We start from the raw sequence: 19255 nt of genomic DNA, 5'->3' as shown, positions 1-19255 counted from the left end.
CGCGGGGGAGAAGGGCTGGGGATGAGGGGGCGGACGCCTGATCACCGCATCTCAGGACGCCGCACCTTCCCCAGCGCCTCAAGAATCACCTCCACGCCTGCACCGTCCCGGTGGGCATTCTCACTGATATGCCGCCGCCAGGCTCGCGCCCCCGGCATGCCCGGGAACAGCCCCAGGATATGCCGCGTCATGGCCTGCAGGGGCACACCCTCGGCCAGGCGCGCCTCCACATAAGGCACGAAGCGCTCCACCACCTCATGGGGCGTGGGCACCGGCCCCTGCTCGCCATAAAGCAACCGATCCACATCCGCCAGAATGCCGGGGTTGTAATAGGCCTCCCGCCCCACCATCACCCCATCCACATGTTCCAGCTGCGTCTGACAGGCATCCAGGGTGGTCAGCCCCCCATTGATGATGATGGCAAGATGAGGAAAATCCGCCTTCAACTGATGCACACGCTCATAGCACAGCGGCGGGATCTCCCGGTTCTGCTTCGGGCTCAGCCCCTGCAGCCAGGCCTTGCGAGCATGCACGATGAACAACTGGCAACCCGCCGAGGCCACCTTGTCCACGAATCCTGCCAGAAACTCATACGAATCCAGATCATCGATCCCGATCCGATGCTTCACCGTCACCGGGATATCCACCGCCTCGCCCATGGCCCGCACACAATCCGCCACCCGCTCCGGCTCCCTCATCAAAGACGCCCCAAACCGCCCGGAACTCACCCGATCCGAAGGGCAGCCCACGTTGAGATTCACCTCGTCATACCCAGCCTCCTGCGCCATGACGGCACACCGGGCCAGATCCTCCGGTTCGGAAGCGCCCAACTGAAGCGCAACGGGATGTTCTGCGGGATCAAAGGCCAGAAAGCGCTCCCGATCACCATGAATCAACGCCCCGGTGGTGACCATCTCGGTGTAGAGAAATGCCCGCTGGCTGAGCAGGCGCAAAAAGTACCGGCAATGGCGGTCCGTCCATTCCATCATCGGCGCCACGCAGAAGCGGTGCTGGGCGGTAAAGTTGGAAAAATCAGACATTCATAGTTCTCTTGAAAAAAGATTCACGTCGCCCACTTCATCCCGAGTCGGCACAGACCAAGACCGGATACGCGTATTGCTTTCTCCTTGGCCGGGAGCGATCATGAGACCGTGTTCCGTTGTTTTTCCCCATGAGTAATCAAATCGACCATCACACAGAGGAAGCTGTCCGAAGTTTCCTCAGCTTGATCCCCAGTCGCTACGACGTAGCGGCAGCCATTATCTATGGCAGCCGTGCCCGTGGCACACACCGCCCAGACAGTGACGCAGACGTCGCCATTCTGCTGCGCGGTGAGCATCAACGCTTCCTGCCCACCAAGCTTGACATGGCTGATATCGCCTTCGATGTTCTACTCGAAACCGGCATCCTCATCTCGCCACTGCCGATCTGGCTCGACGAATGGGAGCACCCGGAAAATCATTCCAACCCCATCTTGCTGCGCAACATCGATCGGGAAGGGGTTCGGCTATGAATGGTCAGCAATTGACGCCAAATTCGTGACCACCATGCGAGCCAGGTTCATGACCGAAGGTTGATGATTCAACCCCAGCTCAGCCATGGACTTCCCCCTCACCCTCCACCAATGGCTCCTGGCCACCCTCGTCCTCATCATCGGCGCCATCATACAGGGTGGCATCGGTTACGGCGTGGCGCTGCTGGGCGCGCCGCTACTGTACCTCATTCACCCACAACTCATTCCCGCCCCCATGCTCATCGTCGGCATGGCGTTGCCACTGCTCATCCTCCTGCGAGAGTGGCGGGCCGTTCAACCACGGGATGTGGCCTGGGCCCTGCCCGGCAGCTTTGCCGGCACCGCCATGGCCGCGTTGGTGCTGGGCGTGGTGGCGGAACAGGTCTTGGGAATGCTGCTGGGCATCCTGGTGCTGCTCGGGGTAGGCCTGAGTCTTGTCCGCCACATGCCCGATCCACGCCCCCATCATCTGATCGGCGCCGCCGGACTGTCCAGTTTCATGGCCACCATCACCTCCATCGGCGGCCCGCCCCTGGCACTGGCCTTCCAGAACGTGACCGGTCCCCGACTGCGAGGCACCCTGTCGGCCATCTTCGTACCCGCAGGCATCGTCGCCCTCACCGCCCTGGCTTTCCTGGACCGATTCGGCACCACAGAACTGCTGCTGGGCCTGGCCCTGCTACCGGGCATCGTGATGGGGTTCTGGATCTCCGGCTACCTGGTGGACTACCTGGACCGCCGCTGGCTCAGGCCAGCAGTGCTGTGGCTCTCTGCGGTGGCAGGGGTGGCGGCCATTGTAAGTGCGTTGTATTAAGATGTGCCGGGGAGGCCCACAATGAGCGAGCTTGGCGATGAAGAAGAGAAGCAAATTCTCGAAGCGTTCGATTCTGGAACCTTGAAAAGGGCGGCTCACGCTGCAAACACCCAAAACCGGCATCGGGCATATGCAGAGGCCATATCCAAGAAGGACGCCCGTATTAATATTCGCCCCCCTTTCAAAGACCTCAGGGCACAGAAGAAAGTCTTGGCCGAAAAGCGACTCAAGGAGGTAAAGGATGCTGACTCATGAGCAACTGAAGGCAAAAGCGCTGGAAAACCGCGAGGTCCGCGAGGAGTACGAGCGGGTCAACCGTGAAGAGTTCGCCTTGCTGGACATGCTGCTACAGGCTCGCCGTGAGGCTGGGCTGACGCAGGCTGAAGTAGCTGCCCGCATGGGTACCAAGGCACCGGCCATTGCTCGCCTGGAGCGCTCATTGGCATCAGGCCAGCATTCCCCGTCCATCAGCACCGTGCGTCGCTACCTGAAGGCCTGTGGAAAGCATCTACAGCTGGAAGTGATCTGAAACCAAAATTATTCGTTTAAATGCCCACCCCCTCCTGCCCCCTCAACACCCCCCGTATCACCGTGGCCGGCGCCAGCGGCTTTATCGGCACCACCCTGTGCCAGGAACTGGCGAAGGAATACCCGGTGACCGCCCTCACCCGCTCCCCGGCCCGGGCCGAAACACCCGACCCCGAGGCCTGCATCCAGTGGCAGCATTGCGACCTGTTCTCCCAGGAGGATGTCACCCGGGCACTGCAAGGGTGTGACTACGCCATCTACCTGGTGCACTCCCTGGCCCCCTCCTCCCGACTCACCCAGGCCGCGCCCCGGGACATGGACCTGATCCTGGCCGACAACTTCGCCCGCGCCGCCGCCGCCAATGGCGTGAAACAGATCCTCTTCGTCGGTGGCTACATCCCCGACAGCTTCCGCATCTCCACCCTGCTGTGGAGCCGACGGGAAGTGGAGATGGTCCTGGGCGCCCACGGCGTGCCCATCACCGTACTGCGCGCCGGCCTGGTGGTGGGCCCCGGAGGATCGGCCAGCCGACTTATGGTGGAACTGGTGCGGCGCATGGGCGTGCTCTTCATGCCGCCGTCGGCCCGCTCAGTGACCCGGCCCATCGCCCTGCAGGACCTGAACCGCGCCATTCAACATGCCGTGGGGCAGCCAGAACAATTCAGCGGCCCCCACGACATCGGCGGCCCCCAGGACATCAGCTACGTGGAGGCCCTGCGCACCACGGCCCGACTCCTGAACCTGAAACGCCGCTTCATCATCCTGCCCTGGCTGCCCGCCCGCATCGCCGCCCTGGGCGCCCGCTGGGTGACCGGCACCCCCACCGACCTGGTGGCCCCGGTGATCGACAGCCTGCCCCGGGACACCATCATCCGCGACAACCCCCTGCAGCGGCACATCAACCCCGGCGCCATCCCCTTCGAACAGGCCCTCAACGAGGCCCTGGACCACCCCCGGCAACGCCTCAAGCCCAGCCCCCGCCAGCCCATCCAGAAACGCACCCGGGCCCAGCTACGCCGCGACAGCCGGGTGCGCTCCATCCAGCGCATCATCCTCCCCCCGGGGCAGAATGCCGCCTGGGTGGCCGGCAACTACTTCCGCTGGCTCACCCAATGCTGCTGGCCCCTGGTGGTCACCGAGGTCATCGCCCCCGCACGGGACAACGGCCAACCCAGCACCACACACCCGGACGCCGGCTATCGCATCCACCTGCGCTGGCCCCGCCTGAACATCCTGGAACTCATCCACGATCCCGCCGCCAGCCACGCACGGCGACAGGTCTACCGCATCACCGGCGGCCTGCTGGCAAGAAATATTGAAGACAAGGGGCGATTCGAGTTTCACACCGTGCTGGACGACCGCTACACCCTGGCCGCCATCCACGACTTCGCCCCCGCCCTGCCCTGGTACATCTACCTATGGACACAAGCCGTGGGGCACCTGCTGGTGATGCGGCGTTATCAACGGCATCTGGCCCGGCTGGCGCGGTAGGGGGGCAATGGCTCCATGCCCTCGAGCAAAACAATTACAGTGAGAATCCGTGATGAGTGCCATCGGGAAGCTGTATATCCACACGAACCTTCCCGCCGATGGCTTCAACGTAGCGTTTAAGGGAACTCAAGCGGAGATCCTGGCCGCTCTTCTCCATGCCCGCAATCGTTGGCTGCTTGACGCCGAGCGCGTCGGCCATTTCCGCCTGAGTCATCTCCACTAGACGGCGAACCTCCGATAAGCGGAGTTCCAGCAGCATCGCATCAGCCTTCTCCTTGGCGCGATTGACAACATCAGGGTTCTCGCTGGCAATCAGTTGGTCCAGGGTGCGGGCCATATAGCTTTCACCTCACTTTAATGATTCCAGGTGGGCCGCATATTCCCGGTCAGCCACTGGGATCAAATCATCGTAGAAACGCTTGTTACCGGTCTTATCTCCGGCACACAAGATGATGCCCGTCCGCTGAGGATCAAAGGCAAAGAAGGCTCTAAGCGGCCGCCCTTGGCTCTGGATCCTCAGCTCTTTCATGTTGCGATACTGCGAGCCATTCACCGTGTCAGCGTAGGGGCGCGGCAACATTGGCCCCCTTTCCCTCAGCATCAAGAGTGCTGCCAGCACGTTCTCACGGTCGGCGTCGTCCAGCGCAAAGTACCACTCTTCAAACGTCCTGGTCTGCTCTATCTGCCACATGGGTTGGTCTTCCGACTATAGGGAAGAAGCTATATAGGTTTCAACCTATTGTCAAGGCATAGGTGGATTCGGCCGACCGTAGTACACTCACCCCATGCGCCTCACCCCCCAACAACAAACCACCATCCGCCGCATCGTCGCCGATCAGGCCGGCGAGGCCGCCCGGGTTCGGCTGTTCGGTTCTCGCCTGGACGACACCGCCCGTGGAGGGGATGTGGACCTCCTGGTGGAACTGGATGAACCCGTGGAGCAACCCGCCCAACTCTCGGCCACCCTCTCCGCCAGGATAAGTCGCCAAATGCAGGGCCGCAGAGTCGATGTGGTCCTGAGCGCCCCCAACCTGCGACACCTGCCAATCCATGATGTGGCGCGTCGCGAAGGGGTGATCCTGTAACCATGCCCCAACCACCCACGCCACACGAACGTCTGCGGTTCCTCGCGGACCTGGCACAAAAGGAAGCCCGGCACCTGGCCCTCACCGATGCACGCCTGTTTGCTCAACCGTTCACCGAAGCACGTGCCAGATCCCTGGCCCAGGACATTGACCTGGCCGAACGCGCTGATGCCTTCGTGGCACGATTTGGCCGCCTGCAAGACACTCTGGGCGACAAACTGATCCCCCGCCACCTGGAGGCCCTGGGCGAAAAGACCGGCGCCGCCATCGATAACCTGGACAAGGCCGAGCGCCTGGGATGGGTCCCTTCAACTGAAGACTGGATGGCCATGCGCAAACTGCGCAATCAAATGATCCACGAATATATCGACGATCCCAACATCCTGGCCAACGCCCTGCAAAGCGGCCACGAATACGTGCCCACCCTGGTTCAGGTGACCAACAACATCCTCAAGGATCTTGAAGCGCGCGGGTGGAGGGGTTGAAAGCGTCAGTCACACCGCCTTGGGCAGACGCAGTGCTTGGGTACGATTGCTCTTGAAAATTTTTGTTTCCACCAAGAGCCCCCGGGATATACAGAGCGTATATCCCAACATGAACGCCGTTGAGCAACAAGGCAAGCAAAAGCACGCCATTATGCGTGTGAGCCTATCGGCCAGGGCCCGAGTCAGGTCCTCATGGCCCTCGAACACATCCACCCGGATCTGAACCACTTCAGGCCGTGGGGCACCTGCTGGTGATGCGGCGTTATCAAAGGCATCTGGCAAGACTGGCGCGGTAGCGGGGGGGGTGCAATAATCCACCCATGACCTCCGTGATCGACCTCTACGAACAGATCAGCAGCGCCCCGGACGAAAAGACCCGGGCGCGCCTCATTGTGGAAGCCATCGAGCACGTGGAGCGCCGCTTCCCCGCCGTCAACGACCTTGCCACCAATACTTCCCTCAAGGAAACCGAGCTCCGACTCGTCAAGGAAATCGAACTGCTGCGCGGCGAAACCAGGCAGATCGAAGCCAATCTGCGCAAGGATATCGAGCAGTGGCGCGGCGAGACAAAGCAGATGGAAGGCAATCTGCATAAGCAGATCGAACAGCTTCGTGGCGAAACAAAGCAGATCGAAGCCAATCTGCACAAGGAGATCGAACAGCTTCGTGGCGAAACAAAGCAGATCGAAGCCAATCTGCACAAGGAGATCGAACAGCTTCGCGGCGAGACAAAGCAGATGGAAGGCAATCTGTACAAGGAGATCGAGCAGCTTCGCGGCGAGACAAAGCAGATCGAAGCCAATCTGCGCAAGGATATCGAGCAGTGGCGCGGTGACGTGCAGAGAGACATTGAGCAGCTCAGGGGAGAACTCCACAAGGAGACCGCCCTCATCCGGGCAGACATGGCCCATCAAAAAGTGGAAATCATCAAATGGACCCTGGGTGCCCTGTTGGCCCAGACTGCCCTCATCCTCGGCGGGATACGCTTCATCCTCGGCTGACGCCTCCCCCCCCAGCAACAAAGCACCATCCGCCGCATCGTCGCCGATCAGGCCGGCGAGACCGCACGGGGCAGGCTATTCGGTTCTCGCCTGGACGATACCGCGTGCGGTGGCGAGGGACGGCGATGCCGCGATCACCCCTTCTCCCCCCGCGACGTCCGATCATAAGCCCGCGCCCCCGCCGCCTTCTTCTGAACCTTCTGCAACTCCACCGCCAGCTCATCCCGGGCCTGCTCCAGCAGGGGCACCAGTTCCTCATCCAGATCCCGTATCCGCGTGAGCCGCTCGGCCAGGGAACGGCCCAGGTCATCGCGCCCCTCAAACACATCCACTCGGATCCGCTCGGCCAGCTCCCCCCGCCGCGCTTCGCTCTCCACCAGGGCATCCCACTCACCCTGGCGTGCCCAGGTGATCCGCTGCCGCGCCAGGCGCTCAAGCTCCGCCGCTGCCGCCAGTACATCCTCCACACCCTGACTCATCACACCCTCCCGTGGGAGCGGCCCTCGGCCGCGAATAGACCAACCCAAAACGCAAAAACGCCCGGAGTGCCAACACACCCCGGGCGCCTCAAAATCCAGGCTTCACTCCACCGGTCGCACAGCCGGCTGATCACCGCCCGAATGTGCCGCAGGATTCTTCCGTACCTCGGCCGGAATGGCCTTCCAGGCCTCGCGGATCTCGTTGAGCAACTGACTCACCTCATCAATGATCTCCGCATCGTTGCGGGCATTGGCCGACACCAGGCGGCGCTGCATGTACTCGTACAGGTTATCCAGATTGGCGGCGATGTCACCGCCCTTTTCCAGATCCAGCCCACCGCGAAGCCCGCCGATGATATCGAAGGCCTTGCCGATGAACTTGATCTTGGCGCTGCGATCCCCCCGGTGCACCGCACCGCGGGCCTGGGCCAGCCGGTCGATGCCACCATCGAAGAGCATCTCGATGAGGCGATGCGGGTCCGCAAAGGAGGCGCCGGCAGCGCCCACCTGCTGGTACTGATTGATGCCTCTGTGCATGGCTGCTTGATTCATGGTTGGACGCTCCCGGCGGTCTGTATCTCCACACCCCTGATATCGGCCAGCCAGGGGAAAAGTTTAGCCGCCATGTGCCTTACTTGCGGTTATTACCCGGCAAGGCCTGCAACTGATTATCCAGAAACTGACTGGTCTGGTTCATCTGCGCGACCATGGCATCCATCGCACTGAACTGGGCGATGTAACGGGCTTCGATACGCTCCATGCGGTATTCCAGACGTTCACGATCGTCGGCCAGCCCGGACATCTGTTGCCGCAGATTTTCCGTGCGTGTATTGATAATGCTGTCACGCCCGGTGAACTCCTCCACCACCCCCTTCATCCGCGCAGCAATACCCGTGTCTGCCTGGGTAAACAGGGAAACCACTGCCTCGCGGTCCTCGGCCAGCCGATCGCTCAACCGGGCCTCGTTGATGGCCAGCGTGCCATCCCGTTGCGTGCTGATGCCCAGATCTGCCAATGCGCGAACCGCGCCATCCATGCCTTCCACCGGGTTACTCACCATGCGCGCCATGCGATCCTGCACGCCACGAAGCGTGGAGTCACCATTCAGAATACCGCTTTCTTCGGTATCCGGATTAAAGGCGTTCAGCGCATTGAGCTGACTGCGCAATGCATTGTAGGCCTCAACAAAGCCGCGAACGGCCTCCAACGCCGTGCCTTCCTGCTCGGTGACCGCTACACGGGTGGTCCCGGTATCATTCAGTGTGAGATCCACACCATCCAGTACGCCACGCAATTCATTCGTGGGGCGAGTCACTTCCAAGCCATCCACCTTCACAATCGCATCCTGCGCGGCGCGCAACTGCCTGAAGCCTCCACTGGTGTCCTGATCAACACCGAGATCTGCCGCATTGAAGCCAAGCTTATTGAGCAACGCTTCACCGCCAGCATTCACGGCAATCTGGGATATGGCGTTTTGCTCACCCGTCTGGGTGGTACTTAGAGTAAGCCTAGGGCCATTGCCATCATCCACTACCGAGGCGCGAAGGCTACTGGACTGGTTATTGATCGCGGCACGCAGATCTTCCAGCGTTGAAGCCTCTTCGGTTAAAGTGAAGGTTTCAGTCGTCCCATCCGCCAGTGTGATAGTAACGTCACCGGCGCCCAGAGCCGTGCCGCCGGCCGAAAAATCCGCCACGTCGCCAAAGAGATCCACACTGGTCGCCAGCCGCTGAGACTGTGCCAACTGGGTCACTTCCACTTCATAATTTCCGATCGGCGCATTATCACGGGCATTGGCGGTGACCATGCCCTCCTTAACAACACGGGTTTCCACCTGCCGGAAATCCCCAGCGCTACTGAGGCCGTCAAGCGCAGCGCCAAAGTCCGATAGACCACTCTTGAGTTTACCCAGGCCCGAGATTTGCTCCTCGATGCGTTTTTCCTGGCTATTGATCCGGTTTTCCCTCGGGGCCCGTTCGGCGGCCACCAACTGATCCACCAGCCCGCGTACATCGATACCGGAACCTACGCCCATGGATGTGATTGTGCTCACGACAACCTCCTGCAAACTCAAAAGGGCGGTGACCGCCACCACCCTCGCCAATGATCGACGAAAGCGGCGCGCACCGCCTGAATGGACTCAGCGCTGACCTTTAGCATGCAAGGTCTGCACCAGGTCAGGCTTTCTCCTTGACCAGCAGGCCGCGCACCTCTTCAAGATGCGCAGCCACCGCCAGAATCTCATCCGGCGGCAGTTGGCGAATGATCTCTTCGCTTTGCGAATCCATCACCTTCACCACGGTGCGGCCGGTGGAGTCATCCACCGTAAACTGCAGATCCCGCTGAACCACCTGGACAAATTCATTGATGCGTTCAACTGCCGCATCCACGGATTTTTCCAGTTCGGCCGGGTTTGGGGCCTCGGGTCGCAAGGACTCCTGTCTCGACATTGCCCCATCAGCCTGCGACACCGACCGCCCTTGGCCACCGGCGTCCGACGGCGAAACCTTGCCGGCCATCTCCTGCCCACTAGCCTGCCGCGTCGGCGCCAGGTTCATGGGTATGACATTCATTCTCGTATCCATCTGCCATCTCCTCCCCCGATGGCGGGGAGAACAAAAGCCCGGGGGACGGTTGTCGCCCGGGCTTTTGCGTTCACCTCAAGCCCCGGGTATTACTGGAGCAACGCAAGCACATTATTGGGTGCCTGGTTCGCCTGTGCAAGCACCGAGGTGCCGGCCTGCTGGAGGATCTGCGACCGGGTGAGGTTGGCAGTTTCCTGAGCAAAATCTGCGTCCAGGATCCTGGAACGAGAAGCAGAAAGATTCTCGGACGCATTATTAAGATTAGCGACAACAGACTCAAAGCGGTTCTGGATAGCACCTAATTCTGCCCTCGCGTCAGCTACAACAGTGATAGCAGTGTCAAGCTCATCCAAAAAATCGCCAATCGCACCAGCACTTGCGCCTCCAACATCGATGTCAGTCAGATCTACGGTACCAAAACTTGCAGTCGATAAATTAAGGATATCCTCAAGATTAACAGTGATCGTATCTCCATTATTCGCCCCGACCTGGAAGGTTAGCTCTGTACTTGCTTTCAACACCTCAATTTCATTGAATTTCGTCTGATCAATGACCCTACCAATCTCGCTTGTCAGGGCTGCGATCTCCTTTTGAATAACTTCCCTATCACTTCCGCTGTTCGAATCGTTAGCAGCCTGCACCACAAGCTCTCGCATCCGCTGAAGATTATTACTGATCTCAGAAAGTGCGCCTTCTGCCGTCTGCGCGAGCGAAATGCCGTCATTCGCATTTCTGGCAGCTTGATTGAGGCCGCGAATTTGGGCGCTGAACCGTTCCGAAATCGCCAAGCCTGCAGCATCGTCCTTGGCACTATTGATCCGCAGACCCGACGACAACCGCTCAAGAGAGGTCTGGAGCTGCCCCTGGGTTGCATTCAGGTTCCGCTGTGCGTTGAGCGATGCGATATTGGTGTTAATGACCTGTGACATGATCGTTCTCCTAAGCCTTGTTTGGGCCTCTCTTGGCCCTATGGGTCTGTGAATCGGGAGTCCGTCGCCGGCAGGTTTTATCCCCGTTCAAACCCGTTATCGGCACCAAAGTGGCAAGCTTTAGCCGCAAACGGCAAAAATTTTCCGCGAGTGGCTCTTTGGTGGTGCCGCGCGTGATGGGAAGGGAGCAAAGTCACCGGCTCGCGGCAAGATATGGCCGCTTATCGGGAATGACGGGGCAGGCTATTCCGAATTGAGCTGAAGCGATACCCGGGGGACGTTGATCTCCACCGCTTCAGAAAAGAAGAAGGAACATCTCTGATTGCCCGGAATCGCACCAACATGTTGTTCGCCAGAGGGCGCACGCCCGGAATTGAGTCGCCATGGCACTACGATGCGGCCTGCACCGACTGCGGACAGACCATCTCGGGCCAGCTTTACGTGGTGCCAGCAGCGTGGACAAGTCCGACCGCATCATGAGTAGGACGAAGCCACCAACGGGAGCGGGCATGCCCGTCTGGGGCCCGGCGCTGCTAGTCGTTTGCTGCCCTGCGCGGCCTGCCGCACCCCCCGGCCAACTTGGGCTGCTTCGCAGCCATCAAGTCAACAGGCCAAAGCCGTAATGCCGCGCTCACCGACCTAATTGCAAATGCGACGCGTTCTTTACAAGCACCTGCAGGAAGGGCTGACTTATATAAGGTGATCAACACGCCGGATGATACTCTTTAAAAACCCTCTCAAACCTCTTTGCCTGACATTTTCTTATGGACTTCATCCAAGGTCTGTTCCAACAGTTTAATCCCTTGATCGCAGCCTTTCGCTACGTCCCGATAAAAACTCTGGGCAAGCGACAACCCTTGGCGGCTTGATAAGGGCTCATCCTTTTCCTGCTTCTGCAGCACAGTATGAGCACCAATACGCGATCGAGCGGTAAACGCTTCCACCATAATACGAGCAGGATGCTTGAGTCGGCGGTATTTTCGGAAGCGAGTTTTCAGTCGGCTGTTTAGCTTGACTGCGCCAGGCACGCCCTGTAGCTCACCATGCAAGTCTTTTAGTGATCCTAATTCCCCAGAAAGATGAACAATATCTTCAGAAAGCTCTTTAAACTCGGAAAGCTTCATTCGTAGACTATGAAGTCCTCTTTTGAGCTCATCGTGCGTCGAGACTTCAAAGTCGCTTGGCCACAGGCCATTGACATTAATGACCTGATCACTCGCAAACATATCAAGGGCCTCTGACAGTGGTACCTGCCGTGCACCTTCGATACGTGCCCCACCCTCCGTGGAATTTATTACTCGCAGCTCAGGCTGATTCAGAATAAAACGTTCAAACCAGTGCCGATACACATCCATTTGCGAACTGGTAGTGACCTTACCTCCATCATACCCTGGCACCTCACGCCAGCTCTTTCGTTTTTCTTCTGCAATAGAATCCACGGCCTGACGATAAGCGTTACCTCTAGAATGTGTCTGGCCACCTGTAAATGCAAGATCCTGCCCTACCAATATAATGGGATCTGCAGACAAATTGACAGCAAATGAAAAAGCAGTATTAGCCACTGACCCGCCGGTGGGCAGGACGCCACGCTCTCCACACACTTGGGACATCAGAAGATCCACAGGGTGAGTAGAGTGGCAAAAAATCCGACGCCCCGTAAATTGCTTGACAACAAGAGGATGCGTTCCTGCGTCTGCAAGCAAGCAGGCGCCCGCCGATTCCATACCGTCAAAATGAGGTAGGTTACCTTCGAAGGGGTCTACCGTTACTATGAAATGAGGCTCAATACCAGCCTTTCTTAAAGTGCGCCATGCTTGCCCTACCGCAACAAGAAGAATTTGATCTTTGAAGGCGCGTATAGTCTCTAGGTGTTGATCCAATGACGGACCAGCGGAAATTAACAACACCGGCCGGCCCTTCCATGCTCCACGTACATCCTGAATACCCGGAGCATCAGCGATATATGGAAGATTTTTAAACGTGTTACTGATAAAAAGGTCGGCTGCCCTTATGTGAGTCGCCAAGTGAACCTTCAAGGTTGTTAGAGCAGAACTCAACACCAATACAAACGGTTTGGCAAATGCCATATACCGACGAGCTATCGCTGGCGGAATCAGTGCAGACCATGATTTTATGGTAACCGCATTCAGCGCACGCACCACCTCATCTACAGCTGTCTGGTGGTTGGATTGAACAACCCAAATCACTCTTTCTGAATTGAGCAAATCGGTGATATCGCGATGCTCTAGCGCCAATCTGAATGCAGCGATATCAGGTTCCACCACAACGACTTGGGCACGGGGGTCTAGAGATGGCAGGACAGACTCAATGTAATACCCAAGGCCAACTCCTAAAAGGACCACTACCTCCAATTCAGCAGGATCCAATTCCTTATCCACCAGAGCATTGGCTTCGCGGATCGGATCATAAGGACTGTGCAGATAGTAGGCCCCTTGATTGTCTTGGGCTTTCAGGGTCGGCTGTCCACGTCTTCCCATCTCCACTTCCAGGTCATGGATCGAGCCGTTAGCCGCTAAGACACGCCCCGCCAACTTGGGGTGACGGCGGCGCAAAGCCTCCATGTTTTTCTGAAAGAGAGGCGAAGCTTCTACGCTGGCAGAGACGCTCACAGGCTTCCTCCTAATGGATATTGGACTGGCCGAGGACATCCCGTACAGCACTTTGAAGTTCCTTCAGTGCAGGGATTAATTCATACTCGACGATATCGGCAACCAGTACTGCGTCTTGTGCATCCATTCCCGCCACCAGTGGCTCAAGTGCTGCACCCAGACGGGACTCAAAGTTATAGAATGCATCGGCAAGATCGGCATTATAAGACTCAAGCAGTGTACGAGCGGACGAGGCATATTGCACTAGCCCACCCAAACCATCTGCCGCAGAGGCTAACGATGATATAGGCTCAACACTGCGCCCCTCCCGCAATGGTACCAATAGACCTTCCAGCACTGGAATGGCACGTTCAAGATACTCGTTGACTTCCTTGCTGCTTTCCTTGAGTATCTCGGACTCTTGCTGATTCATCATAGTTACTCCAGTTAGTTTTTCAGGCTATCAGTCCACGTAACCAAACCGATTCGAGGTTAAAAAATAGACCTCCGGTTATGGCCCTTTGTGATTTTTGCGCCACCGTGGTCATCCCAACTGCTCCCACACAAGAGGTGTGCCTCTTTTAAGATCACGATTCACTCGCCTACCCCTGCCCTTTACCCACAAGTGTCGCACGCCAGTCATGTTTGCCGACCATGATCATTCGATTTCGTCCCGCAACGAATAGGCAAAGCTCATGCTGGCGAGCCGGGTGTAGCCGTGCCAGATGAGTTGGTGGCCGGGCGGGGGATCCGTGTTGCGGTTGAGGTAACCACCCCCCAGGATGGCGATCTCGCGCACCGCGTCGGCAAGGCGATCGGGGCGCTCGCGGCGTCGGGATCGGGCGTAATCACCCAGGACGCGCAGTTCGGTGTCCGAGAACAGCAACTCGGCCGGCAACTCCGGGGCCTCGCGCCCGAGCAGCGTCATTAGCATGACACGCCAGGCGATGACCATGCGGATGGCGATGGCACGCTCCAGGCGCTCGACACTGTGGTGACCGAGTTCGTCGATCTTGCAGCCGGATTTTAGAACGCGATGCCAATCTTCAATTCTCCAGCGCAAACGATACCACCGCAGGATGTCGGCGGCCTGTTCGGCCGAGGTGACAGGGACTGTGGTGAGCAAGAACCATTCGATGGGCTCCACCCCGGTGGGCGGGTCCAGTTCCACGGCATGGACCACGGTCAGTTCCACGGTCACGGCTTGATCGGCACCGGAGGGTGTGCCACGGATCGTCACCGGGCAGTAGCGCAGGGCCAGTTCCGCGGGCCGTGCGGCCCGGCCCAGGCGCGCGGGGCGCTTGTTGGTTTTGGGGCGCAGGCTCTGCCCCTCCAGTTCAACGACCACCTGCCCGCGGATGGCGGTGTCGCGAACGGTGTCGAACAGGCGTCGCCCATCGGCGAGCCGTCGGTTATGTTGGGCACGGACCAGCAGGTCCACCTGGGGGTGTTGCTGCTGCTCGGCATAGAGGTCGAACACATCGGCCTCCCGATCGGCGACGCTGACCACGCGGGTCTCTGGCAGCGTGGCCGCCAGGGCCGCCGTATCTCGCAGGCCGGCGATCCAGCGAAAGCTCTTCTTCTCTTCCTGCGCTGGCGCCTTGTCGCCCCGTGGTTGCGGGGCCTCGAACTGGGCACGCAGCACCCCCAGCGGCAGTCCCTCCGCATTGACCGCAAGCGTCGAGTGCAGGTGCAGACCCAGGCTCTGTGCCCCGGTCTGGTTGGTTCCAATGACACCCAACCCCCGGGTTTGCGGATGCGTGGTGAAGTTCACATCCGTCCCATCCTGCAGGCACAGGACCGTGGCCTGCGCTTGCATCCGGCGCTGCGTGCGCTCGCGATGGGGTGCCAGGATGTGCTCCGGGGTCACCTCGGACTCCGGTGGCTGATCAATCAGCCGGTAGTAACCCTTCACCGCCGGCCAGTCGTCTCGGGCCACGGCGGTAAAGGCCCGCATCGGGTCCTCGCCCTGGCGTTGGGCACTGTCCACCAGTCGTTTCGTCAAACGCTTGTCTCCCAAAGGTGCGCCCCCAAACTCGTGCTCGGCCCACTGCGCGGCGTCCAATCCTTCGCCCGGCGCCAGCGGTCCATCGCGCCGTGCCGGGGCGGGGCCGACCCCCATTCGCGTGCGCCAATCGGGGGCCAGTTCATAGAGATAGATCGCCTTGCGCGTCTCGGCCACCGCATGGCCGCGATCCTGGCGACCCCGCCCGCAGGTCTGGCCCACCAAGCGCCAGTTCGATGCCCGCAGGCTCACGCCCGAGTGTGGGGGCTCAATGAATGTCTCCACCAGCCAGGGACGATACCCATGCACCGCCTCGAAGTCATTACCCAGGCGCCGCAATGCCCGGCCCAACGCCCACGAGGCCAGGTTCCGGCAAGCCATCCCCGGGCGCAACAGGAAGCGGTTCAGCCCCACGATCCGGTGGCGCTGCGCTTCGCGCAAGGCCCGATCCCAGCCGATCCACTCATCGCGCGCCGCCAACTGCAGCGCCGAGGCGGCAAACCCCAGTGCCCCCAGCCAGCCATGCGCCGAACCAATCAGATAGCGCATCTGCGCCCCCACCAGCGGGCCCATCCCGCGAGGGTGCTCGCGCGCCATCAACTCGTTCCAGATGGCCCGATACGCGGCATCGTCCACGCGCACCAGGGCCAGATCCACCAACTCGGTGACTTCACCCCCAACACCCACCGGCGCCGCCACCGGCTCACCCAGTCGCCGCTCGACACGCCGCCCCGGCTGGGTGCGCGGCGCCGGCAGCGTCAGCTGCCCCGACCGCTCCAGGGACCGCAACGCCTTCAAACAACCCGCCCGCTGAAAACGGCCGCGGGCGTCCACAAATGCGAACGTGGCACACACCTTGTCCGCAATCCCGGTGCGATGGGCATCGGGAAACTCCCGCATCAGGGCTTGCACCCGGGCAACACTTTCCGGCTCACTGAGCGTACGCTTGATCTGATTCTGTGCTCGCATGCCAGGAACCGTAACCGCCCCGGTAGGCGTTTGTCCAGCGGAAGATGTGGGTACAGGGCAGGCCTAGTTGGATATCCAGTGAACATTTGATCCTGCTGAGGTTACGCGTCAGCAGAGAGTCGAGCAGGTTGCCAACGTTTCTGGGCTCTCCCGCGAGAGCGACCCCCTTGCGTTGCGCCAGTTCTCGCAGGTTTGCAGGCTGACTCCGGCACAGGCGAATCAGGCTATCCATGGCCTCGCTCTGGGTCACATCGTCGTTCTCATACCGCGAGAAGGCCACCTTGCCACCGCCGAAGAGGGCGGCGGCCTGAGCCTGGGTCAGCCCCATGGCCTCACGCGCCGCGCGCATTTCCCCTCCGGTGAGCAATCCATCAACCCTCTTGCGAAAGGCAACGACCGCCCGTTTGTTCGCCTTAGCCTCGGTTGCGGTTGCCAGTTCTGAACCGCAGGCTGCACACTGTGCTACGTAGAGCGGAATTCGCTCGCTAACCCCTGCATTTTCGACGACATGGCTGTCAGTTCGCTGTTCGAGCGGCCCCTCGCCACATGCGGGGCAAGCGTGCCGCTGATCAGATTGCGTGGCCATTCAGCTTACCCCACCAACTCCCACGACACCGCCGTCCCCTTGGCCACATCCCGCGTCACCCGTTTGCCCAGCAGCACATCGTAGTATTTCGGCGGCAGACCATGGCCTGGGCGGATGCGGCGTAGGTTCTTCTGGGTGAATACCTCCCCCGCCTTCATATCCTCGGCGATGTACAGCGACCGGCGGCGCAGTCGGGCTTTGGTTTCCGCTTCGGTTGGGCCGTATCGGACTTCGCCCAGTGCCTGCCAGGCGCGTTCGGTTTCGGTGACCAAGGCTGACAGTTCATGGGGTTCCAGGGAGAAAGCGGCGTCTACGCCACCCTCGGCTCGGGACAGGGTGAAATGCTTTTCGATCACGGTGGCACCCAATGCCACGGCGGCCACCGAGGCGCCGATACCCATGGTGTGGTCGGACAGTCCCACTTCGCAGCCGAACAGTTCCCGCATGTGGGCGATGGTGCGCAGGTGGGTATTCTCCGGGCTGGCGGGATAGGTACTGGTGCATTTGAGCAGCACCAGATCCTGGCAGCCGGCGCCTCGGGCTGCCTCCACTGCCTCGCCGATCTCGGGTAGGGTCGCCATGCCGGTGGAGATGATTAGCGGCTTGCCGGTGGCGGCGGCCTTGCGGATCAAAGGCAGGTCGATACATTCGAACGAGGCGATCTTGTAGGCCGAACAGTCCAGTGATTCGAGAAAATCCACGGCCGACTCATCGAAAGGCGAGCTGAAGCAGGCGATCCCGCGCTCCCGCGCCCTCTCCATGATGGGGGCATGCCAGTCCCAGGGGGTGTGCGCCTGTTCATAGAGCTTGTGCATGGACTGCCCGACCCACAGTGATTTCGGGTCGCTGATGAAGAACTCTCCCTCGTCCAGATCCAGGGTCATGGTGTCCGGGGTGTAGGTCTGCAGCTTGATGGCATGTGCGCCTGCGTCTGCTGCGGCGTCGACAATTGCCAGGGCTCGGTCCAGCGACTGGTTATGGTTGCCGGACATCTCGGCGATTACGTAGGGCGCTCGCCCGATCAAGACGATTCGTCCATCAATCTTTATCATAATTAAATGCCCTCACCCTAGAAGTTGGCTCAGGTGGTAATCAAATAAGTAGCTGTTCAGGCTGTCACAGCCACCCGCAGGACTTCGAAGGGATTCTGCCCGCGTAATTTGCTGGTTTCCCACACAGAGCGGATGATGCAGAAGGCACGGCTGCCGAATCGGGCATTGAGTGCCTCCGGCGGCTGTCAAGGTGGTTGGAACCCGGGTCATGCAGCCTCTAATGAAGCACGAGGATCATTTTGAATTTCAGGGTTGAGCCACACCGGACCCACCGGCGTCCAGTTACGGGTCTCCCCGGACCAGCGCTCGGGATTAGCGGCACGGGCAGCCTGGTAAAGCTGGTGACGGCGCGCCAGGATGTCGTGATCCAGGCCTCGATGACGTTCGTCAGGCGTGACATAACGGATGCCACTGTGGCGATGCTCATGGTTGTACCATTGGACAAAGTGATGGACCCATTCACGGGCCACTTCAAGGCTCTCAAAGCCCTTCGCCGGATAGTCGGGGCGGTACTTGCAGGTGCGGAACATCGCCTCGGAGAAGGCGTTATCGTTGCTCACGGGCGGCCGACTGAAAGAAGGACTGATCTCGAGCTTTTGCAGGGTGGCCAACAGCGTGGCGCCTTTCATGGCCCCACCGTTGTCAGCATGCAACTTGGGGGGCGCATGGCAGCACTGTTCCCGGAGCACGGCCCGTCGGATCAGGATGCTGCTGTTGTTGGCGTTCTCCGATGCAAAGACCTCACTGTCCACGATTTTGCGGCTGTAGATGTCGATGATCATGTACAGGTAGTAGAACTGGCCTCGCACGGCTGTGGGCAGGTAGGTCACGTCCCAGCTCCATGTCTGCAACGGCCCATCTGCCCGGTGTCGCGGCGGTGGACCGGGTTGCCGGGGCGGCGCCATGCGCCCACGGTGATGCTGTTCGTTGGCGTCGTGCAGAATCCGGTAGAAGGTGGATTCCGAGGCCAGGTAAGTACCCTGGTCGGCCCCAGGCGTGCAACGATCTGAGCCGGCGGCAGACTGGCAAACTCGGGCTGATGACACACGTCCAGTACCGCCTGGCGCTCGGCATCGCTCAAGGCCTTCGCGGGCTTGGGTCTGACGGCATCAGGCCGCTTGTCG

Annotated in this window: 21 protein-coding genes and 1 pseudogene; 8 read left to right on the top strand and 14 right to left on the bottom strand. The window is 60.1% G+C overall.

Annotated elements, in window-relative coordinates; translation table 11 throughout:
• Positions 1 to 41 precede the first annotated feature (41 nt).
• Positions 42 to 1040 carry a tRNA dihydrouridine(20/20a) synthase DusA gene (gene dusA, locus LPW30_RS15300; protein ID WP_274520717.1) on the bottom strand — a complete coding sequence of 333 codons (999 nt, stop codon included), beginning with the start codon at positions 1038 to 1040 and terminating at the stop codon, positions 42 to 44.
• A 131-nt stretch (positions 1041 to 1171) separates the two neighbouring features.
• Here dusA and LPW30_RS15295 point away from each other — a divergent pair, with 131 nt between their 5' ends.
• The 5 genes from LPW30_RS15295 to LPW30_RS15275 all read left to right on the top strand — a co-directional run bounded on the left by LPW30_RS15295 (position 1172) and on the right by LPW30_RS15275 (position 4346).
• A complete protein-coding gene (locus LPW30_RS15295; protein ID WP_239681293.1) occupies positions 1172 to 1513 on the top strand; it encodes a nucleotidyltransferase domain-containing protein in 342 nt (113 codons plus the stop codon).
• An 85-nt stretch (positions 1514 to 1598) separates the two neighbouring features.
• Complete coding sequence (locus LPW30_RS15290; RefSeq protein ID WP_239681292.1) at positions 1599 to 2327, top strand: sulfite exporter TauE/SafE family protein; 729 nt, start codon at positions 1599 to 1601, stop codon at positions 2325 to 2327.
• Positions 2328 to 2348: 21 nt separating this feature from the next.
• Positions 2349 to 2582 (top strand): antitoxin, encoded by a 234-nt coding sequence (locus LPW30_RS15285; RefSeq protein WP_239681291.1) that lies wholly within the window; start codon positions 2349 to 2351, stop codon positions 2580 to 2582.
• The gene (locus LPW30_RS15280; RefSeq protein ID WP_239681290.1) at positions 2569 to 2856 is read left to right on the top strand and encodes a helix-turn-helix domain-containing protein; all 288 of its coding nucleotides are present in this window, start codon (positions 2569 to 2571) and stop codon (positions 2854 to 2856) included. Before LPW30_RS15285 ends, LPW30_RS15280 begins: the two co-directional genes overlap by 14 nt.
• 20 nt (positions 2857 to 2876) lie before the next feature.
• Positions 2877 to 4346, top strand: coding sequence for an NAD(P)H-binding protein (locus LPW30_RS15275; protein WP_239681289.1), 1470 nt, complete (start codon positions 2877 to 2879; stop codon positions 4344 to 4346).
• A gap of 34 nt (positions 4347 to 4380) precedes the next feature.
• On the opposite strand, the gene LPW30_RS15270 is transcribed toward LPW30_RS15275, so the two are convergent.
• Positions 4381 to 4683 carry a helix-turn-helix domain-containing protein gene (locus LPW30_RS15270; RefSeq protein ID WP_025283089.1) on the bottom strand — a complete coding sequence of 101 codons (303 nt, stop codon included), beginning with the start codon at positions 4681 to 4683 and terminating at the stop codon, positions 4381 to 4383.
• Between the two features lie 12 nt (positions 4684 to 4695).
• Positions 4696 to 5037 carry a type II toxin-antitoxin system RelE/ParE family toxin gene (locus LPW30_RS15265; protein WP_090255418.1) on the bottom strand — a complete coding sequence of 114 codons (342 nt, stop codon included), beginning with the start codon at positions 5035 to 5037 and terminating at the stop codon, positions 4696 to 4698.
• Between the two features lie 94 nt (positions 5038 to 5131).
• On the opposite strand from LPW30_RS15265, the gene LPW30_RS15260 reads away from it, so the two are divergent.
• From LPW30_RS15260 to LPW30_RS15250, 3 genes are all read left to right on the top strand, one after another.
• Entirely contained in the window at positions 5132 to 5431 is a 300-nt protein-coding gene (locus LPW30_RS15260) for a nucleotidyltransferase domain-containing protein (RefSeq protein ID WP_025281900.1), read from the top strand.
• Positions 5432 to 5433: 2 nt separating this feature from the next.
• Positions 5434 to 5916: a ribonuclease HepT family protein gene (locus LPW30_RS15255; RefSeq protein ID WP_239681288.1), complete on the top strand. Its 483-nt coding sequence runs from the start codon at positions 5434 to 5436 to the stop codon at positions 5914 to 5916.
• Between the two features lie 320 nt (positions 5917 to 6236).
• The gene (locus LPW30_RS15250; protein ID WP_239681287.1) at positions 6237 to 6917 is read left to right on the top strand and encodes a coiled-coil domain-containing protein; all 681 of its coding nucleotides are present in this window, start codon (positions 6237 to 6239) and stop codon (positions 6915 to 6917) included.
• A 134-nt stretch (positions 6918 to 7051) separates the two neighbouring features.
• Here the strand turns inward: LPW30_RS15250 and LPW30_RS15240 are convergent, their stop codons facing one another.
• The 11 genes and pseudogenes from LPW30_RS15240 to LPW30_RS15190 form a co-directional block, all read right to left on the bottom strand.
• Positions 7052 to 7396: a flagellar protein FliT gene (locus tag LPW30_RS15240; protein ID WP_274520716.1), complete on the bottom strand. Its 345-nt coding sequence runs from the start codon at positions 7394 to 7396 to the stop codon at positions 7052 to 7054.
• Positions 7397 to 7498: 102 nt separating this feature from the next.
• Positions 7499 to 7948 (bottom strand): flagellar export chaperone FliS, encoded by a 450-nt coding sequence (gene fliS, locus LPW30_RS15235; RefSeq protein WP_239681286.1) that lies wholly within the window; start codon positions 7946 to 7948, stop codon positions 7499 to 7501.
• 79 nt (positions 7949 to 8027) lie between these two features.
• A complete protein-coding gene (gene fliD / locus LPW30_RS15230; RefSeq protein WP_239681285.1) occupies positions 8028 to 9488 on the bottom strand; it encodes a flagellar filament capping protein FliD in 1461 nt (486 codons plus the stop codon).
• Positions 9489 to 9573: 85 nt separating this feature from the next.
• A complete protein-coding gene (locus LPW30_RS15225; RefSeq protein WP_239681284.1) occupies positions 9574 to 9969 on the bottom strand; it encodes a flagellar protein FlaG in 396 nt (131 codons plus the stop codon).
• A 101-nt stretch (positions 9970 to 10070) separates the two neighbouring features.
• Positions 10071 to 10910, bottom strand: a complete 840-nt coding sequence (locus LPW30_RS15220) for a flagellin N-terminal helical domain-containing protein (RefSeq protein WP_239681283.1) — start codon at positions 10908 to 10910, stop codon at positions 10071 to 10073.
• A 737-nt stretch (positions 10911 to 11647) separates the two neighbouring features.
• Positions 11648 to 13540, bottom strand: coding sequence for a motility associated factor glycosyltransferase family protein (locus LPW30_RS15215; protein ID WP_239681282.1), 1893 nt, complete (start codon positions 13538 to 13540; stop codon positions 11648 to 11650).
• Between the two features lie 10 nt (positions 13541 to 13550).
• Entirely contained in the window at positions 13551 to 13952 is a 402-nt protein-coding gene (locus LPW30_RS15210) for a hypothetical protein (protein ID WP_239681281.1), read from the bottom strand.
• 225 nt (positions 13953 to 14177) lie between these two features.
• The gene (locus LPW30_RS15205; RefSeq protein WP_239681280.1) at positions 14178 to 16493 is read right to left on the bottom strand and encodes an IS4 family transposase; all 2316 of its coding nucleotides are present in this window, start codon (positions 16491 to 16493) and stop codon (positions 14178 to 14180) included.
• Positions 16456 to 17079: a type II toxin-antitoxin system MqsA family antitoxin gene (locus LPW30_RS15200; RefSeq protein ID WP_239681279.1), complete on the bottom strand. Its 624-nt coding sequence runs from the start codon at positions 17077 to 17079 to the stop codon at positions 16456 to 16458. Before LPW30_RS15200 ends, LPW30_RS15205 begins: the two co-directional genes overlap by 38 nt.
• A gap of 5 nt (positions 17080 to 17084) precedes the next feature.
• Positions 17085 to 18131, bottom strand: coding sequence for a pseudaminic acid synthase (pseI, locus tag LPW30_RS15195; RefSeq protein WP_239681278.1), 1047 nt, complete (start codon positions 18129 to 18131; stop codon positions 17085 to 17087).
• A 206-nt stretch (positions 18132 to 18337) separates the two neighbouring features.
• Positions 18338 to 19255 (bottom strand): annotated as a pseudogene (locus tag LPW30_RS15190) (transposase); the annotation flags it as partial.

The sequence above is a fragment of the Ectothiorhodospira variabilis genome, assembly GCF_022227625.1.
GTDB classification, from domain to species: domain Bacteria; phylum Pseudomonadota; class Gammaproteobacteria; order Ectothiorhodospirales; family Ectothiorhodospiraceae; genus Ectothiorhodospira; species Ectothiorhodospira haloalkaliphila.
Note: the sequence above shows the minus strand (reverse complement) of the source record. Positions and strands in the feature narration are given on the sequence as shown.

What these genes read in the sequence shown, in the direction of transcription:
- dusA (WP_274520717.1), bottom strand. Translation starts at nt 1,040, where the DNA reads ATGTCTGATTTTTCCAACTTTACCGCCCAGCACCGCTTCTGCGTGGCG.
- LPW30_RS15295 (WP_239681293.1), top strand. Translation starts at nt 1,172, where the DNA reads ATGAGTAATCAAATCGACCATCACACAGAGGAAGCTGTCCGAAGTTTC.
- LPW30_RS15290 (WP_239681292.1), top strand. Translation starts at nt 1,599, where the DNA reads ATGGACTTCCCCCTCACCCTCCACCAATGGCTCCTGGCCACCCTCGTC.
- LPW30_RS15285 (WP_239681291.1), top strand. Translation starts at nt 2,349, where the DNA reads ATGAGCGAGCTTGGCGATGAAGAAGAGAAGCAAATTCTCGAAGCGTTC.
- LPW30_RS15280 (WP_239681290.1), top strand. Translation starts at nt 2,569, where the DNA reads ATGCTGACTCATGAGCAACTGAAGGCAAAAGCGCTGGAAAACCGCGAG.
- LPW30_RS15275 (WP_239681289.1), top strand. Translation starts at nt 2,877, where the DNA reads ATGCCCACCCCCTCCTGCCCCCTCAACACCCCCCGTATCACCGTGGCC.
- LPW30_RS15270 (WP_025283089.1), bottom strand. Translation starts at nt 4,683, where the DNA reads ATGGCCCGCACCCTGGACCAACTGATTGCCAGCGAGAACCCTGATGTT.
- LPW30_RS15265 (WP_090255418.1), bottom strand. Translation starts at nt 5,037, where the DNA reads ATGTGGCAGATAGAGCAGACCAGGACGTTTGAAGAGTGGTACTTTGCG.
- LPW30_RS15260 (WP_025281900.1), top strand. Translation starts at nt 5,132, where the DNA reads ATGCGCCTCACCCCCCAACAACAAACCACCATCCGCCGCATCGTCGCC.
- LPW30_RS15255 (WP_239681288.1), top strand. Translation starts at nt 5,434, where the DNA reads ATGCCCCAACCACCCACGCCACACGAACGTCTGCGGTTCCTCGCGGAC.
- LPW30_RS15250 (WP_239681287.1), top strand. Translation starts at nt 6,237, where the DNA reads ATGACCTCCGTGATCGACCTCTACGAACAGATCAGCAGCGCCCCGGAC.
- LPW30_RS15240 (WP_274520716.1), bottom strand. Translation starts at nt 7,396, where the DNA reads ATGAGTCAGGGTGTGGAGGATGTACTGGCGGCAGCGGCGGAGCTTGAG.
- fliS (WP_239681286.1), bottom strand. Translation starts at nt 7,948, where the DNA reads ATGAATCAAGCAGCCATGCACAGAGGCATCAATCAGTACCAGCAGGTG.
- LPW30_RS15225 (WP_239681284.1), bottom strand. Translation starts at nt 9,969, where the DNA reads ATGAATGTCATACCCATGAACCTGGCGCCGACGCGGCAGGCTAGTGGG.
- LPW30_RS15220 (WP_239681283.1), bottom strand. Translation starts at nt 10,910, where the DNA reads ATGTCACAGGTCATTAACACCAATATCGCATCGCTCAACGCACAGCGG.
- LPW30_RS15210 (WP_239681281.1), bottom strand. Translation starts at nt 13,952, where the DNA reads ATGAATCAGCAAGAGTCCGAGATACTCAAGGAAAGCAGCAAGGAAGTC.
- LPW30_RS15205 (WP_239681280.1), bottom strand. Translation starts at nt 16,493, where the DNA reads ATGCGAGCACAGAATCAGATCAAGCGTACGCTCAGTGAGCCGGAAAGT.
- LPW30_RS15200 (WP_239681279.1), bottom strand. Translation starts at nt 17,079, where the DNA reads ATGGCCACGCAATCTGATCAGCGGCACGCTTGCCCCGCATGTGGCGAG.
- pseI (WP_239681278.1), bottom strand. Translation starts at nt 18,131, where the DNA reads ATGATAAAGATTGATGGACGAATCGTCTTGATCGGGCGAGCGCCCTAC.